Here is a 15,829-nt window from a genome sequence, read left to right on the forward strand (position 1 = left end):
ACGACCGCTTTAAGGAGACCGAGAAATGCTGGACATCGCCGAAGAGCTGCACCGGTGGGTCGAGCAGGGACGCGACTTCGCCGTGGCCACCGTGGTGGCGGTCGGCGGCAGCGCACCCCGCCAGCCCGGCGCCGCGCTCGCGGTGGACGCCGACGGCACGGCGATCGGCTCGGTCTCCGGCGGCTGTGTGGAGGGCGCGGTCTACGAACTGTGCCAACAGGCCCTTCAGGACGGCGAGACGGTCCTGGAGCGCTTCGGCTACAGCGACGAGGACGCCTTCGCCGTCGGCCTGACGTGCGGGGGCATCATCGACATCCTCGTCACCCCGGTACGGGCGCAGGACCCGGCCCGCCCGGTGCTGGCGGCTGCCCTCGCCGCGGCGTCGGCCGGCGAGGCGGCGGCGGTCGCCCGGATCGTGTCAGGACCCTTGGACCTGGTGGGCCGCGCGCTGCTGGTCCGCCCCGACGGCGGCTACGACGGCGGCTTCGGCGGCCATCCCGAACTGGACCGCACGGTCGCCGCGGAGGCGGGCGCGTTCCTGGACGCCGGCCGCACGGGCACCCTGGAGATCGGCGAACAGGGCTCGCGCTGCGGCGCCCCGCTCACGGTCCTGGTCGAGTCCTCCGTCCCCGCACCCCGGATGATCGTCTTCGGCGCGATCGACTTCGCGTCGGCGCTCGTGCGGATCGGCAAGTTCCTGAACTACCACGTGACGGTGTGCGACGCCCGGCCGGTCTTCGCGACCAGGACCCGCTTCCCGGAGGCCGACGAGATCGTCGTGGAGTGGCCGCACAAGTACCTGGAGCGCACCGAGGTGGACGCGCGCAGCGTCCTGTGCGTGCTCACCCACGACGCCAAGTTCGACGTCCCGCTGCTCCAGTTGGCGCTGCGGCTGCCGGTGGCGTACGTGGGCGCGATGGGCTCGCGCCGCACCCACCTGGACCGCAACGAGCGGCTCAGGCAGGTCGGCGTCACCGAACTGGAGCTGGCCCGGCTCCGCTCACCGATCGGCCTGGACCTCGGCGCCCGTACGCCCGAGGAGACGGCCCTGTCGATCGCCTCGGAGATCGTCGCGGGCCGGCGTGGTGGCAGCGGTGTCTCCCTGACCGGCGCGCATACGCCGATCCATCACGACGCGACGTCGACGTCCTCGCCTGCCGGGCGGATCGGGTCCGTGGCCTGAACGGCGCGACCGTCCTCGTCAGCCGACGTGGGCCCGCACCCAGCCCACCGTCGTGCCCCGGTCCCACGGCACCAGCTGCACCAGACTTGTCGCCCACTGCGGCCACCGGCGTCGCGGGTACGGCACAAATGCCACCAACCGGTTGGTGCGGCGAACGGTGCTCACCCACTGTTCCCATTCCCGCCGGCCCGCGCGGCGCGTGGCGGGAGCGTGGCGGCCGATGCTGAGATCGGTGACCAGCAGCACCGGCGTACCGGGGGCGGGTGGAGCATAGGACGGCCAGACTCGGCCGTCGGCGGGACCCGCGCCGCGCGAGGGGCAGTCCTCGAAGTGGAGGACCTCGGTGAGGCCGCGCCCGACGGTGGCGCGGACCTGCCGGACCAGTTCCTGCGCGTCCCGGTGGAAGGGCTGCATGCCAACACCCCAGTCGACCAGCAGTTGCACTCCGAAACGCAGCGTCGGCTCGGGACGCGCCGGCAGCCGGAGCAACGGACGGCCGAGTGAAAGGGCCGCCACCACCGCCGGGATGTCGACCTCACGGCCCGGCGCGCGGCGCGCCGCAGCCGCCTGCGTGACCGCCGCGGCAGACCGAGGTGCCAACAACGGCTGGTGCGGCAGCTTCCGGGCTCCGGCCGACGGATGGCGTGGCAGCGGCTCGGCCGACCACACCACGGGGCGCCTCGGCTCCCGGTAGACAGGCGTCAGCAGTCGAGGCGCCGTGGAGGTCGGCGCGGGTGCCTCGGCGCGCGGTTCGGCTGCGGGAGCGGGGCGCGGCGGTTCGACGGGCGTGCGCCCCGAGTCGTTCGGCCGGGAGCGGGGATCCGCAGGCGCCGGCGTCACATGCCTGCTCCTCGCGGGACCCGGCTCCGAGGGCGGCAGGGCGCGCGTGATCCGCTCGAACCCGAGGAGCCCCGCCACGGCGTCGAACGAGCCGGCCCCCTGCGCGGCCGTCGCCCGCAACAGGTCCCCGATCCACACCTCACTGCTCATCGCGTGCCTCCCCACTGCTGAGGCTTGACAAGGGTGAGCTCCTGCACCGCGTCCCAGCGGGGATCCTCCGGAGTGATGCCCAGTTCGTGGCAGGCACGCAGAGCGTCCAGGAACTCGGCGGTGCTCGGGGGCCGCAGCCCCTTCTCCGACGCCTGCGGTCGCAGCTCGTCCACCTTACGAGTCAGCTGCCCGGCCAGCTCCCGCTCGGCAGCCGTGAACTCGCCGTACTCGTCGAGAAAGTGTGCCTCGGCGATGCTGACGAGTCGGGTGTCTGTGTGCGCCTGCAGAGTGTGCACGATGCAGCGTCGCAGGAACGCCTGCGGCAGTTCTCGCTCCTCGTTCGTGGTGATGACGATGAGCAGTTGGCCCTCTTCGTCGTTCCCGGGAGGCTTCGGCCCGCTGTTCCGGGCAACCCGCCGTCCGGTCTCGGCCACCGTGAACCGGTGCGAACCCAGCGGTACCAGGAGGCTGTTGGGCATGTCCGGGTCGGCCTTGTCGATCTCGTCGATGAGGATCACCGAGCAGTTGCCGGACCGCCCCTCGTTGGCCACGGCCCAGGGATGGAACCCTCCGTCCCTTCCGCGCCGCGCCGCCTGACCCGCCGAGACCGGGTCGAACGCCCACCACAGGGGACCTGGCTGTACATAGCGGGCATCGTCCAGCCTCTCACCCGCCCGCAGCGCCTGTGCGTCGCCCAGCCGGCGAACGTGGTCATACGTCCACAGCAGGTCCTTGCCCTCGGTGCGGGAGGTCACCACCTGCTCGTAGTAGCGCCAGTTGCGCTTGCGGGCCACGTACGCGGCCACCGAGGACTTGCCTGAGCCGGGTTCGCCTCGCAGCAGTAGCGGACGGTTGGCGGCAAGTGCGACGTCGACGGCCAGTTCCAGGTCGTCCTGCATGATGTACACCCGCCCGTCGCGCCGGTCCGGAGCCTCCCGTTCGGGGTCCGGTCGCCGTTGTGGGGCCGTGTCGTTGTCGCTCATGTGCCCTACCTCCGGGCGCCGATGTGACGGTCGGGTAGCTCAGTGAGATCCTCGGTCAACTGGTGCACGCGTATCTCCTCGTCCACGGTCAGAGCGGGTAGCACGGAGAGCTTCCCGACGTGCCCGTTCAGCCCGTCCGCCGCCGTGTCACCGGTCAACAGCACCACGAGCAGCCAGGGAAAGGCTTCATGGAGCCGGCTCACCAGTTCACCGGCGAGCGCCGGACGCAGTCCCTGGACGTCGAGGAAGAGACAGTGCAGATAGTCCTTCGCGTGGGCGCGATACCGCTCGGGTGGCAGCCACCTGGGGTTCCGCGACACCTGGCGTACGGGCTCCACACACAGGGCGAACAACTCGTCAACGGTGTGTTCCCCGGTCGGCAGTGCCCCCACTTCGCGCTGGTTGTACCGCGAGAACTGCAGACACATGGCCCGGTCCACGTACTGAACGGCGATGTCCGCCGCGTGCGCGTTGAGCGCGACGACGTGCTTGGAGGCGAGCACGGGCGAGGGCAGCAGCCGCCGGGCCGCTTCCCCGTCGATCCAGGTGGGGACGAGCTGGACCACCAGTCGACGCAAGGGATTGTCCGCGAGATACGGTGCCAACCTGTCGACGGCGTCCGGGAGCTGATCCCGGGGCACGGGCCCGAGCAGATGATGGGCGACGTACTGACACGCGCCGTGCTGAGTCTCCAACTGGTGCCGGTCGGCGGGGTCGATGCCGATGTCGATCCCGAACTCCAGCAGTGCCCGCGGGTCCTTCACCTGCTTCAGATACTCGGCGATGGCCCTCAGCCAGGCCCGCATTGGATCACTGAGGCCGCTCAGGTCGGGCACGTCGGAGAACTGCGCGGTCACGGCCGCCGTCAGCGAGGCGACGTAGTCCTCGTCGTGCCGCTCCCTCTGCTCGTCGTCAGCCTCGACCCGGACGTAAGGCGTGCGCGCGGCGAGCAGAGGGCGCAAGTCGTCGAACCCCTTGTCCTTCAGCATTCCCGAGTCGACTTCACCGACGAGCACCGGAAGCACGTACAGGGACGGATTGAGGGCCCTGCGCCACATCAGGATGCTTGCCTCTTTGCGTACCCACGCCGAATCGAGAGCCGCCCGGCCGAGCAGCACCAGGGCCGCGTCGCACTCGGCCATCATGCGGAACAGCGCCGGGCACCACTCCTGTCCCTCCCGCAGGGAGTCCCGGTCCACCTCCACCGTGTGCCCGGCGCACCGGAGCGTGCGGGCAACGCTCTTACGGACCTTTTCGGCGAGCGGGTCGTTCCGTGAGCTGTGGCTGATGAAGATCGAGGCCATCGTGCGGGTGCCGCCTCACGCCCCCGCCCACTTGACCATCCAGGCGTCGTTCTGCACCGAGATGACGTCTTCGCAGCGGGCGATGAACCGGTCCTGTTCAACGATGTCAGAGGTGCTCGACGGGCCGGACAGCCGGAGTGCCTCCAGCTCCTGGGCGGTGCGGGAGTACTCGATCTCCTGGTAGGCGTATCGGCCGGCCGCGGCGTGCGCGGTCACGGCTGTGGCGATGGTGGTGACGACGGCGATCCACACGCCGAGCTGTGCGATCCCGAAGCCTCCGGCCAGCGCGCCCTGCAATGTGCCCACGAGTGCGAGGGCAACCTCCAGACGACGGAGCAGAGTGGTGCGGGAGCGCATCACGAGCGACTGCGGCCGGTAGTAGCCCAAGACCTGCTGGACGACACGTTCCCTGACATAGTCGTCGAAGCCGCGGACGGGGGGCAGGGGGCGCGCCAGTGGTTCGACGCCCTGAAGGTGGCGTGCGAGGTCCGAGGCATGGAGTTCGAGTTCGATCAGCCGCCCACGGAGCCTGGTCTCGGCCTCGGAGGGTGCGGTCCGGTAGCGTCCCGCGCCCGCGAGGGACACGTACACCTCCGACTTGAGTGACTCCGACACCGCGCGCAGCCGTGTCCAGTCCGCCAGCGCCTGGCTGCCGCAACGCCCTGTCGCGAACGGTAACCCCGCCGCCGCGAACGCTGCCGCCACCGCGCAGGCACGGCCCAGCCAGGGCACGGGGCCCATCAGCTGCCCCGAGGCCGTGCCCAGTGCGGCCGCGGCGATTCCCAGAGCGAGCAGCAGTGAGCGGGCACGCCGGATTTCACGCTTCTGTGCACTCGCGGCCTGCGACCAGACACTCTGCCGGCGCCACGTGGTGCCCGCTGTTGTGAGGGCCTCCCCCTGTGCTTCCACATGACGATTCTGACCGACCCGGCGGATGGATGCCCAGGGAATCGGCTTGCCAGGGTGGGGAATTGGAGATACTGGGGCGGTGCCGTACGAGGAAGGGGGCGGGGTGGGCGGCTTCAGGTGTAGGGGGGCGCCATGACGTCGCCGATGGGGGAATTCCTGCCGTTTGATGAGGCTTTGCCGTGGCTCAGGCTGATGGTGCGCCTCGAAGGGAGGTCTCTGCCGCCAGGGCCGGTGAGTGCTCGGACGTTGGTGCGCGAAGCGCTCCGCTTCGTGGAAGTGCCCGATCCGGATGTTGGCCAGATCGCAGAGAACCCGGACCGGGCCCTGGTGCGCCCGGAGGAGTGGCCCGGGAGACTCCGGCCACACCCCGCTCGCGTGCTGGTCGAGGTGATGCGTGCCCGTGCACCGGAGTGGGCCGGTGTTCCTGACGGGGGCGAGACGACCCCCCTGGTTCGTCTCCTCATCCAGGCTCTGAGCAGGTTCACCGAGCAGCGGACGACGCTCGGAGAAGTCCGCGAGATGGCCGTCGAGGAGCTGGCGGCGAGGCTTTTCGACTGGGGGCTCCAGGACAATGCGGGCCTTTTGGCCTGGGAAGGCGCGATGTTCGCCCGGGACTACGTCACGGTCTGCATCGCCCAGTGCCTCCTCCAATGGATGCGGCGGTTGACTGAGGTCGGAGCCTCGATCGGCGACGAAGAGCCCCTGGTACCGGCGAGTTGGACAGCTCAGGACGCGGAGTTCGAGGAGACATACCGTGCCTGGCTTCGGCGCCCGATCGAGGGCGGGCATGTGCGGCTTCTTGACCTGCTTGACTCCTATTGGCCCTTGCGTGCCGAGGAGATGGACAGCGGAAGCACCATTCCCGCGCTGGACCTGCTGGATGCGGCGCCCCGCGTGCTGCTCACCGGACGGCCCGGGACCGGCAAGAGCACGGTGCTCCGGCGTCTGGCGGCGGAGAACATACGGGCGGACGGCTCCGGCGGCGGGGCCGACTATGTGCCCTTCCTGCTCTCCGTGCAGGACTTGGAAAGGTGGGCGCAGCGCCTTGGCGAGGCGCGCGTTGCCCATCTCGGGATGATGGCTGCGCAGCCTGACGGATGGGTCGAGCGCGTCCTTCGCTCCGGACGCGGACTGCTGCTCGTGGACGTCGTGGAGCAATTCGTATCGGACTGGTCGATCTTCCAACTCCCATCGCTGTTACGGGACTTGATGGCAGACCTACCGCAAGTCCGGTGTGTTCTCGCTGTCAGAACGGCAGAACTGCCTGAAGGGCGACTCACAGACCTGGAGTTCATCCGGTTCGAACTGCTGCCGATGTCACCCGCCGAAGTGGCCGAGACGGCGAGGCGGTGGTTCCGGGCGTCCGGGCGGGTCGACCCGCAGAGCTCCGGTACTGACGCCCCCGGTCTGCTCGCGGAGCTGAGGCGCCATGACGGCCTCGCTGAGCTGATGCGAACCCCGCTGCTGTGCCACGTCGTCTGCGCCCAGTACTTCGAACGCCGTGATCGCTTTTCCAGCGAACTCCACCACGTCCTCGACGGATTGGTGGATGCAATTGTGGAGCAGCGTTCGACACAGCTCACTGTTCCCCTCGATTCGATCAGACGGTGGCTCGGTGCCATTGCCCTCGGGGCGGTCACCCACGGCAGTGGCCGGCTCGCATACGCCGAGGCGATGGCGGCGGTCAATGAGGAGGCGGGCTCGGGGACAGAGCCGTCGCAACCTCTCGAGGAGATGCTCCACCAGGTGATCCACTGGGCGGGTCTGGTGACCCAGTCCGGTCACGGGGACATCGAGTTCCACCAACCCGTCCTGCGCGACCACCTTGCCGCACGCCTGCTCGGCCAGGACGAGCGCCGCTGGCAGCTGATCGGGCCGCTCGCCGACGCAGGTCGCCACGGCGTGATTCGAGCCGCGATCGCGTACGCCGCTGCCGCGAGCACCAGCCGCTATGTCTTCGTGATCGTCCGCCACGGCGACTCCTTGCCCCACAGCAGCCGGCAGCTGGCGGTCTACGCCCTGGCAGCCCAGGCCGCGAACTCCGTGGACCGCCTGGCCGATGCGCTGGACGCGGGGCTGGCGTCCCGGCTCCGGCGGTATCTGCCGACGCCCGGAGACGTCTCCGCTACGGACGTCACGTACGCCCTCACCGAGGACCCCGGGCTGGTGCCCGACCCGGACGACATCGTCAACGGGCGTGCGGCAGCGGTGCTGCTGATGCCCGCAACCCAGGCGCGCGGCCCCGAGCCCGTCCCACGCCCGGACTCGGCCGGGACACCCCGGGTGGTGCCCCTTCGGCTCCCCGACGGCCTGCGCCCTCTTCCGCTCGGCGCCCAGGACCTGGCCATCGCCCTCAGCGTGGCCACCCGGATCGAACCCGAACTGATCCGTGCCGTCCGGCTTCGCGTCTTTCCCGGAGCCGACGCGGGGGACGAGGCCGACCTGTGGTTCGGCGACTGGATCGGCGGGCGCACCCCCAGCGCCATCTCCCTGCGCGTCGACCTGCTGCCGGTCCTGCGACAGGAACTGCGGCAACGGCTGCTCGCTGCCGAACCGGGCGACCCCCTGCACTCCATCGGCGAGATCGTGGATGAACTGCACGTCGGTATCTCGCCCGCTCTGCGCCTGGAGGAGAAGGTCAACTGGCTCGACGTCACCGAGGGCATCAGTACGACCGAAACGGGCGCCCGGCTGCTGGAGTCCGCGGTACGCGCCCTGGTGACCCAGGACAACCGCCAAGGGCTCGCGGACTGGCTCACCGGGGCCTGGAACCGGCTCCCCGAACGGGTTCGGGCCTCCACCACGGCCTGGCAACTGGTCACCGCCGCCGCAGGCCGGGCACCGGACGCCGGCCTGCGGCCCGTACCCGCGCCCCCTGCGCTGACCCGGGACGACGTTGCGGTGATCGTGGACCTTTTCCGGGACGTACCGCTGCCCCTGGCCCGCGAGGGCGCTTACCTCCACTTCGGTGTCCAGCAGACGGGAGCCGCCGACTCCCGGGTATGGGCGATTCCCGTGCCGGACACTGATCCCAGGGTTGTCGAGGTGGTCGTCGAGGACAGCGACGGGATTCCGGGGGCTCCGCTGACCGTTACCGTTCCGCCCGGCGGTACGAGCACGGTTCCCGTGGGCCTGGGGGCGGTGCTTCTGCGCGGCGCGCGCGGCGATGTGTACCGCCTTGAGGAGGTCCGGTCCGGCTCCGGCACGGCTGCTGCTTCCGAGGAGGACCTCCGGGTCGACCAGGTGGGCCTCGATGACAGCCGTCAGCTCCTGGTGGGCACCGCCAGGCAATGGCTCTCGACCCTGCGCCCCGGCTCGGCATCCCTCTTCCAGGACGCCTACGGACACTGTCTGGGAGCGGAGCCCGCGACCGCGGAAGCCCACCGATGGCGCCGGTACGCCGAGCGCACGGCCCGCGTCCTCCTCGGCTGCGGTCTGGCCGGCGTGCGGATGATCATGGGGCATTCGCTTCCGGTCACAGGGGGTTTCGGGGAGGTGGTGCTGGCCGGGACCTCGCCCGCGACCGGAGCGGACGCCTTCGTGGTGCTGGTGGTTCGCGAGGAGGAGGAACTGGGGCCGTCCGACGGCCCGTTGCTGTGCACCGCGTCTCCGGGTGGCGGCCGGCTCGATCCGGCCGCCGCCGCGGCGGTGACCGCGGCCCGGCTGGAACGAGACTTCCCCGACACGGCCGCCTCCGGGATCCAGACCGCGATCTGGATTGCCTCGGACCATCGGCTGATCCTGGAGTCGCTGCACGAGACGCTGGACCTCATCGGAGCCGACCTGACACGGCGGCCGGTCAGCTTCGGACCGGGACAGGAGGACGCACTCGGGGACTTTCTGCGCCGGCGACTGGCCAGGCAGACCACCGGTGCTCCCGAGGCCGTCGTACTCGCCTCGCCCGTCAAGGCCCGAGCCCGGCCGGCTGATCTGCTGGATGCCGACGGAACCCTCCACCTGCCCGCCTACGCCGACCTAGATCTTCTGGACGAGCAACTGGCGACGATCCGCCGCTGGTTGGACAGTGCCTCGCCCGACCAGTGGGGGCGGGCGAGCATCATGGTGGTGTCCGGCGGGCCCGGAACCGGAAAGAGTACTCTCGCACTCGCCCTCGTCGATGAGTTGCGCGATACCTCGTTGCGGGCCACCTACACGTCGTGCTCGCCGCCCTTCCTCGCAGCGTTGCGCAGCCGTGCCGGTCAAGCGCGTCCCAACGACGAGATCAGCGACTCCGGAATGCTCTATGCCCGCGGCCGGCTTCCGGTGATCATCTGCGACGACGCCCAGCAACTGGGGGCCTGGAGGCCGGGGTCAGAGTTGCTCGAAGGCCGCCCCCATCGGCTGAGCGCACTGGCAGATTACTCCGCGCGGCTGGTCCTCTTTGTCGACGAGTCCCGTGCGCTGCTCCCCGCAGAGCCTGTGCCCTCCCAGGGCAGCATGCGCCGGAGCATGCGGCTGGAGACCCCCCTACGCTTCCGCTTCAGCACCCGGCACGGCGACTGGGTGACGCGATTGCTCGACGGGCGCCCCACCCGACAGGGGCGCCGGTCGGTCTTCCGTGCCGAGGGTGTTCACATCGCGCCCACCGTCGAAGCGCTGGAAGCCTTTCTCGCGCGGCGCTGGATGGAGGGCAAGGAGGTGGTCCTGACCGCGGGCCACTTCGGCGGACTGTCGATCCGGATCGGAGCCTGGCAGCGGCCCTGGCGTCCCGGGGACGGATCAGGGCCTCGCCTCACAGAAGCGGACAGCTGGTGCCATGTGGCCTCCGCGCATGACGTGGACGGCCTTGAGTACGACTGGTGCGGCGTCATCATGGGTCCGGACCTGGTGTGGCGAGGCGACTCCTGGGTGACCGACCCGGGCGCCAACCGCGACCTGCGGGACCTGCGGGAAGGATCCCATTCGAGGGAGCGCGCCGCAGGCGATAAGCTCATCCGCAATGCCTACCGGTGTCTGTTCACCCGTCCCTCCCAAGGGCTGGTCATCTTCTCCGTCGACGCCGAGACCAGCGAGTACCTTGCGACGGTTGCCCAGCCACTGGCCGGCTGAAGTGAGCGGCTAGCGCGAGCGACGCACGGCGGGCTGGTCCGGCCACACGAACGCGTAGCTCGGCTCGCCTCCCCGTGCGACCCGCACGAAGCGCAACAGCTCCCGCACGATTCCCGCGTTGCCCATGGCCCAACCGGTCTGCGGTTCCAGGTCGCTGGGTTCGGCCCGGTGCTCGACGTTGGACCAGCGGGCGCCGTCGGCGTCGCGGACGGCATGGGCGGCGATGTCGGCGACGAGAATCCCGGCGAAGTCCTGCCCGTGGCCCTGCTCGGCGATCCGGTCACAGGCGAGGGCCAGCACACCCGCCGTGCCGCAGCAGCGGCCGTTGTTGTCCCAGAAGCCGGGGCGCAGCCGGCTCGGCAGACCCGAGTGCGTGACGGTGTGCCAGCAGCGGTCCGCGAGGGCCTGCCAGCGGGGATCGCCCGTCAGGTCCCGCAGCAGCCGGAAGACCTGCGCGTCGCCCGCAGGGCCGTGGCACCAGCCGTAGTTGTGGCGCTGGACCAGATCGGGGCGGTGCTGCGGATCGGAGTGCGGGACGAGGAAGCCGTCCGGCCCGTCCTCGTCGCGGGACACGACGTCCGCGGCACCGGCCAGCGCGAGCTCGACCAGATCGGTGCGGCCTGCCGCCCGGCCGACGGCGGCCAGCCCGTACACGATGCCGAGGGTGCCGTGCGAGATGTGGTGCATCCGGCCGGGCGCCCCGGGCCTGTGCTGCCACTGCACGCCGTGCGCGGTCCGCTCGGCGGTGCGTGTGTACGGCTCCACAGCCCGTACGGCGAGATCGTCCGCTCCGACCAGCAGCGCGCCCAGTCCGATGCCCGCGTTGCCGCCCATCAGCTCGTACAGCTCGCCCCAGCGCTCCCCGTCGAAGCCTGCCCGCACCAGCTCCAGTGCCCGGTCGGCGGCGGCCCCGGCGACCGGGTCTCCCAGCTCGTCGTGCACGGCACGCAGCGCGAGCGCCATCCCGGTGCGGCCGAAGTAGAGCGAGTCGCCCTCCCAGCGCTCGACGGACGCCGCCAGCGAGCGCGCCGCGCGCTGGGCCGCGTCCCCGTAGGAGTCTTCGCCGAAGTGCCGCCAGGCTTCCAGGAGGACCGGGACGACTCCGGCGGTGCCGTTGTAGAGCATGGGGTCGATGTCCTCGTCGGAGGGCCTGATGGGCCAGCCGAGTCCACCGGCGTCCCCGGAGTCCCGCGCGACGGAGAGCAGCCACCGCAGACCGTCCACGGCCAGCGCCTCAACCTCGTCCGGGTTCATGCTCGTTGCGTCGGTCTCTGCCATGGGGCTCACTCTTGCACGGCCGTCTGCGGGCCTCACCTGCGCACCGAGCCGTACCGGGGTCATCCGGCCGGACGGCCGTCACGCCTTCCTGAGCAACCGGTTCATCGCGCGCCCGAACACATACCGCGCCGTACGCTCAACCGCCCCGTCCAGAACCCCCGGCACGAACCGCACCCGCACCTCCTCCCGCCACACCACCCGTGCCCGCCCGCCCGGACCTGGGCGCACCTCGATCTCGGCCCAGCCGCGCATCACCCGGCCCCGCTTCTCCAAGCGGCACAGGCCGGGTGTGTCGTCGTCCGACGGGGGCTGCCAGACCGTCACCTCCATCGGGTCGTCGAAGGAGAGGGGGCCGAGGCCGGAGCGGGCGACGAAGCGGGTGCCCTCGTGGGTCGGGGCGGGGGTGGTGATCCGGATGCGGGTCAGGGGGACGACATCGGCGTGGCGGGGCCACTCCGTCAGGCGGCGCCACGCCTCCGTGAGGGGGAGCGGAACCGTGCGTTCGAGGAGGAAGTTCGCCACGGAGCGATCTTACGGAACGGTTCTGTGTAATCAGGGCTGGTCACGGCACTGCCGTCCGGTGGAGCGTGTGGCGTATACGGGGCGTGCAGATGGTCCAGCGGCTCGTCGGCGCACAGACGTACGTGAGATGAACTCGGCTTCGGCCGACCCGCCCACGCCCTAACCTTCCTCCCAAGAGTGGGCAATACGCCCACCTCCAGGGGGAGTTGGTCGTCATGCCACTGAAGACCTACGGCGTACTGATCGGACGGGCCGTCGACACCCGGCGCGAGGAAGGCAGCGACTCGCCGCACTACCAGATCCATGTCACCGACGACGGCGGCAACCACTACCGCGCCGCCGTCAACGTTCTTTCCCAGCAACAGCCTTCCGAGCTGCTGTACTTCGTCAGCGAGGACTTCCGGCACCCGATCACGGCCCGTCTCGCGGGGCTCGCGAGCGGCTGGAACACCCTGCCGCCCGGCCCCGGCGGCCCGAACCTCGACTTCGTGCGCGGCAACCTCTTCGACCCGGCCCTGATGCGGAAGCTGCCCCCGGACCTCGAAGGCCCCGACAACGACCTCGCCGACCTCCTGGACCACTCCGTCCGCCGTGCGGTCGCGGACCAGGAGGCCCGGCTGTATCTGTTCGGCGAGCGCTGGGGGCCCGAGGCCGGGACGAAGGACAAGATCTTCGGCTTCCTGCCCGGCAACGGTGTGCACGACATCCATATGAACCAGGGCAACAGCGGCCGGTTCCGTGACGCCGACGGCGTGTGGCAGGACGGCGGACTGCTCGTGCACTTCCCGGCGCAGGACCGCTGGGTCGCCGTCTTCCTCGCCTTCCAGAGCCAGTCCTGGAAGACGGACGACGTCACCGGCCACACCATCGGGGACGTCGACGGCTCACGCCCGGTGCCCGGCACCCGGCCCGTGCGCATCGTCGCCGCGCTCGTCAACCCGCGCGGCCCCGCCCCCGAGGCGGAGAGCATCACCCTGCTCAACGCCTCGCCCGATGCCGTCGACCTGACCGGGTGGCAGCTCCAGGACCGGCTGGGCCGGCGCTCCGCCGTGCCGCCCGGACCGCTCGCGCCCGGCACCAGTCTTGCCGTGCGCCTCGAAGGCGGCGCCCAACTCGGCAACCACGGTGGCGAGATCAGCCTCCTCGACGCCAGGAAGCTCAAGGTCGACGGCGTCTCGTACACGGCCGAGCAGGCCGCACGGGAGGGCTGGACCGTCGTCTTCTGACGCGGGCCGTCCACCGGGCGCAGGGCGCGACGCGCGCGGCGGCCTCACCCGGTGAGGCGGCTCACCGGTACACCTTTCCCGGCTCGGCCTTCCCCGGCGCGAGCAGCTGCGGGACCGTCACGAACACGAACCCGCGCTCCTTCAGCGCGTCGATGATGCCGGGCACGGCCGGCACGGTCCCGTCGTAGATGTCGTGCAGCAGGATGATGCCGTCGCGGTCCGTCTGGTCGAGGACGCGCTGCTCTATGAGCTCGGAGTCGTCGGTCTTGTAGTCCTTGGCGGTCACGCTCCACAGCACCTCGGACATGCCCAGCTCGCGGCAGATCTCGTGCACCGTGTCATCGGTACGGCCCTGAGGCGGGCGCATCAGCGTCGGGCGCCGTCCGACGATGCGCTCTATCGCCTTGTTGGGGCGCTCTATCTCCTCACGTATCTCGTCGGGTTCCAGCTCCGTGAGCCTCTTGTGGTCCCAGGTGTGGTTGGCCACCTCATGGCCCTCGTCGGCCATCCGCTCGACGAGCTCCGGGTACTTCTCGATGTGCCGCTTGCCCAGGAGGAAGAAGGTCGCCGGGACGTCCTTCTCCTTGAGGATGTCCAGCAGTCGCGCGGAGTGTTCGCTCGGCCCGGCGTCGAAGGTCAGCGCGACGCACTTGGCCTCGCGGCAGTCGACACTGCCGGAGAGGGTCCGGGCGGTGGACGTGGCCTGGGCCCGTGCGGCGCTCGGCGAAGTGGTCTCCAGGCGCACGTACTGGCTGAAGGCCACCAGGGAAGCGGCCACCACCAGAGCGGCGGCGGCACACAACCAGGCCCATGGCTTTTTCATCTTCTTGGTCAGAGAAGGCATATCGCGACTATACATGGCGAGTATACTCGCCATGTATAGTCACTGTTCATAGGCTCTGAACTGGGCGTTCCGCTTCTCTACTGGGCGTAGAACGTGGCGTCGGCCCGGTCCGTGGCCGTGCTCGGCGCCTGGACGTACAGCAGGTATTCGTAGTGCCTGATGTAGCGCCCCGCGTAGTTGTACGACTCGTAGGAGACCCCCGCCGGGTCGGCCTGCCCGGCCCGCTTGTGGAAGGTCGCGTCGGAGGCGAACCGCGCCGTGCCGTCGTTCTTCTCCAGCCACACCTCGAAGTTCTTGTGCCGCAGGTAGTAGCCGGGGAAGTCGGCCGACTCCAGGGAGACCGTGCCGCTGCCGGTCAGGCCGGCGACCACGCGGAACTGCGAGTCGGCGAGCGGGGAGACGCCGGCCTCGACGCGGGCGCGGTACTCCCAGTGCCGGATGAACCGGTCGGCGAAGTTGTACGACGAGAAGCGCTGCGGAGTGACCCCGTCGGCCACCGGGATGCCGAAGTCGGGGGTGCCGTCGGCCTTCCAGTACAGCTTCTGGACGCGGGTGCGGCGGTTGGGGTCGTTCAGCGGGTCGCCGCTGATGTCCTTGTAGCTGCGGTCGTGATAGACGAGGACGTCGCTCCTGCCGTCCTCGGACACGGTGAAGGAGTTGTGGCCCGGACCGTACTGGCTCGTGCCCGCGTTGCTGGTGAACACCGGCGTGGAACTCTTGCTCCAGTTGGCCGCGTTGAGCAGATCGGCGCTCGCGGAGGCGGACAGCAGCCCCAGGCAGTAGTTGCTGTCGGTGGCGCCGGCGGAGTAGCTCATGAAGACCTTGCCGCCGTGCTGGATCACCGCCGGGCCCTCGTTGACCTTGTAGCCGGCCGTCTCCCAGGAGTAGGTGGGCCGCGACAGCATCACCGGAGTGCCCGTGATGGTCCAGGGTTGGCCATCCTCGCGAGATAGACGTCCGTGTTGTTGTTCACGGACGGGTCGCGCTGGGCCCACGCCAGATAGCGCACGCCGCCCACCACGAAGGTCGTGGCGTCCAGCGAGAAGCTCTCCCACTGGGTCTTGATCTGGCCCTTCTCCGCCCAGGTGGCCGTCAGCGGGTTGGATCCGGTGCCCTCCAGGACGTACATCCGGATCGCCCACACGTCATCGCCGGCGCCGGCGGCGAAGTAGACGTACCACTTGCCGTCGATGAAGTGGATCTCCGGCGCCCAGATGTGCGCGCCCATGACACCACTGGAGTGCTTGGTCCAGATGGTCACCTCCTGGGCCGTGGACAGGCCCTGGATGGTGGTCGCCCGGCGCAGCACGATGCGGTCGTACTCAGGGACGGTCGCGGTGAAGTAGTAGTAGCCGTCGGTGTGTCTGAAGATGTGCGGGTCGGCCCGTTTCTCCGCGATCGGGTTGGTGTAGGTCACGGCGGGGGAGTCGGGCACGGCGGCCTGGGCGGGGGGGGGGCGGTGCGACGAGGCAGGCCGCGAGGGCCACCAGCATCGCCATGAGCAGGCGAACGGCGTTGCGTCTCAAGGGGGTTCTCCAGTT

The 15,829-nt window shown here is 70.2% G+C and carries 10 protein-coding genes and 1 pseudogene; 3 read left to right on the plus strand and 8 right to left on the minus strand.

Translation table 11 applies throughout. The annotated features are described in order from the left end of the window. The first annotated feature begins 25 nt into the window (after positions 1-25). The gene (locus PGH47_RS33825; RefSeq protein WP_271666541.1) at positions 26-1,183 is read left to right on the plus strand and encodes an XdhC family protein; all 1,158 of its coding nucleotides are present in this window, start codon (positions 26-28) and stop codon (positions 1,181-1,183) included. Positions 1,184-1,201: 18 nt separating this feature from the next. On the opposite strand, the gene PGH47_RS33830 is transcribed toward PGH47_RS33825, so the two are convergent. From PGH47_RS33830 to PGH47_RS33845, 4 genes are read right to left on the minus strand one after another with little or no spacing between them, the layout of a single operon-like run. After that, positions 1,202-2,173, minus strand: coding sequence for a hypothetical protein (locus PGH47_RS33830; RefSeq protein ID WP_271666542.1), 972 nt, complete (start codon positions 2,171-2,173; stop codon positions 1,202-1,204). After that, complete coding sequence (locus tag PGH47_RS33835; RefSeq protein WP_271666543.1) at positions 2,170-3,156, minus strand: AAA family ATPase; 987 nt, start codon at positions 3,154-3,156, stop codon at positions 2,170-2,172. Before PGH47_RS33835 ends, PGH47_RS33830 begins: the two co-directional genes overlap by 4 nt. Before the next feature lie 5 nt (positions 3,157-3,161). Continuing rightward, positions 3,162-4,460 carry a toll/interleukin-1 receptor domain-containing protein gene (locus tag PGH47_RS33840; RefSeq protein WP_271666544.1) on the minus strand — a complete coding sequence of 433 codons (1,299 nt, stop codon included), beginning with the start codon at positions 4,458-4,460 and terminating at the stop codon, positions 3,162-3,164. 15 nt (positions 4,461-4,475) lie between these two features. Continuing rightward, the gene (locus PGH47_RS33845) at positions 4,476-5,369 is read right to left on the minus strand and encodes a DUF4231 domain-containing protein (protein ID WP_271666545.1); all 894 of its coding nucleotides are present in this window, start codon (positions 5,367-5,369) and stop codon (positions 4,476-4,478) included. Between the two features lie 132 nt (positions 5,370-5,501). Here PGH47_RS33845 and PGH47_RS33850 point away from each other — a divergent pair, with 132 nt between their 5' ends. Continuing rightward, positions 5,502-10,418 (plus strand): DNA/RNA helicase domain-containing protein, encoded by a 4,917-nt coding sequence (locus PGH47_RS33850; RefSeq protein ID WP_271666546.1) that lies wholly within the window; start codon positions 5,502-5,504, stop codon positions 10,416-10,418. Positions 10,419-10,427: 9 nt separating this feature from the next. Here the strand turns inward: PGH47_RS33850 and PGH47_RS33855 are convergent, their stop codons facing one another. Continuing rightward, positions 10,428-11,696 carry a lanthionine synthetase LanC family protein gene (locus tag PGH47_RS33855; protein WP_271666547.1) on the minus strand — a complete coding sequence of 423 codons (1,269 nt, stop codon included), beginning with the start codon at positions 11,694-11,696 and terminating at the stop codon, positions 10,428-10,430. A 78-nt stretch (positions 11,697-11,774) separates the two neighbouring features. Further along, positions 11,775-12,218: an SRPBCC family protein gene (locus PGH47_RS33860; protein WP_271666548.1), complete on the minus strand. Its 444-nt coding sequence runs from the start codon at positions 12,216-12,218 to the stop codon at positions 11,775-11,777. A gap of 215 nt (positions 12,219-12,433) precedes the next feature. Between PGH47_RS33860 and PGH47_RS33865 the strand changes: the two genes are divergently transcribed. Continuing rightward, positions 12,434-13,444 (plus strand): DUF2278 family protein, encoded by a 1,011-nt coding sequence (locus PGH47_RS33865; RefSeq protein WP_271666549.1) that lies wholly within the window; start codon positions 12,434-12,436, stop codon positions 13,442-13,444. 61 nt (positions 13,445-13,505) lie between these two features. Here PGH47_RS33865 and PGH47_RS33870 read toward each other — a convergent pair whose 3' ends face one another. Together PGH47_RS33870 and PGH47_RS33875 are read right to left on the minus strand one after the other, a co-directional pair. After that, positions 13,506-14,288 carry a polysaccharide deacetylase family protein gene (locus PGH47_RS33870; protein WP_271666550.1) on the minus strand — a complete coding sequence of 261 codons (783 nt, stop codon included), beginning with the start codon at positions 14,286-14,288 and terminating at the stop codon, positions 13,506-13,508. A 77-nt stretch (positions 14,289-14,365) separates the two neighbouring features. After that, positions 14,366-15,787 (minus strand): annotated as a pseudogene (locus PGH47_RS33875) (family 43 glycosylhydrolase). Between the last annotated feature and the right edge of the window lie 42 nt (positions 15,788-15,829).

The sequence above is a fragment of the Streptomyces sp. HUAS 31 genome, from assembly GCF_028198125.1.
In the GTDB taxonomy this organism is placed as follows: domain Bacteria; phylum Actinomycetota; class Actinomycetes; order Streptomycetales; family Streptomycetaceae; genus Streptomyces; species Streptomyces chartreusis.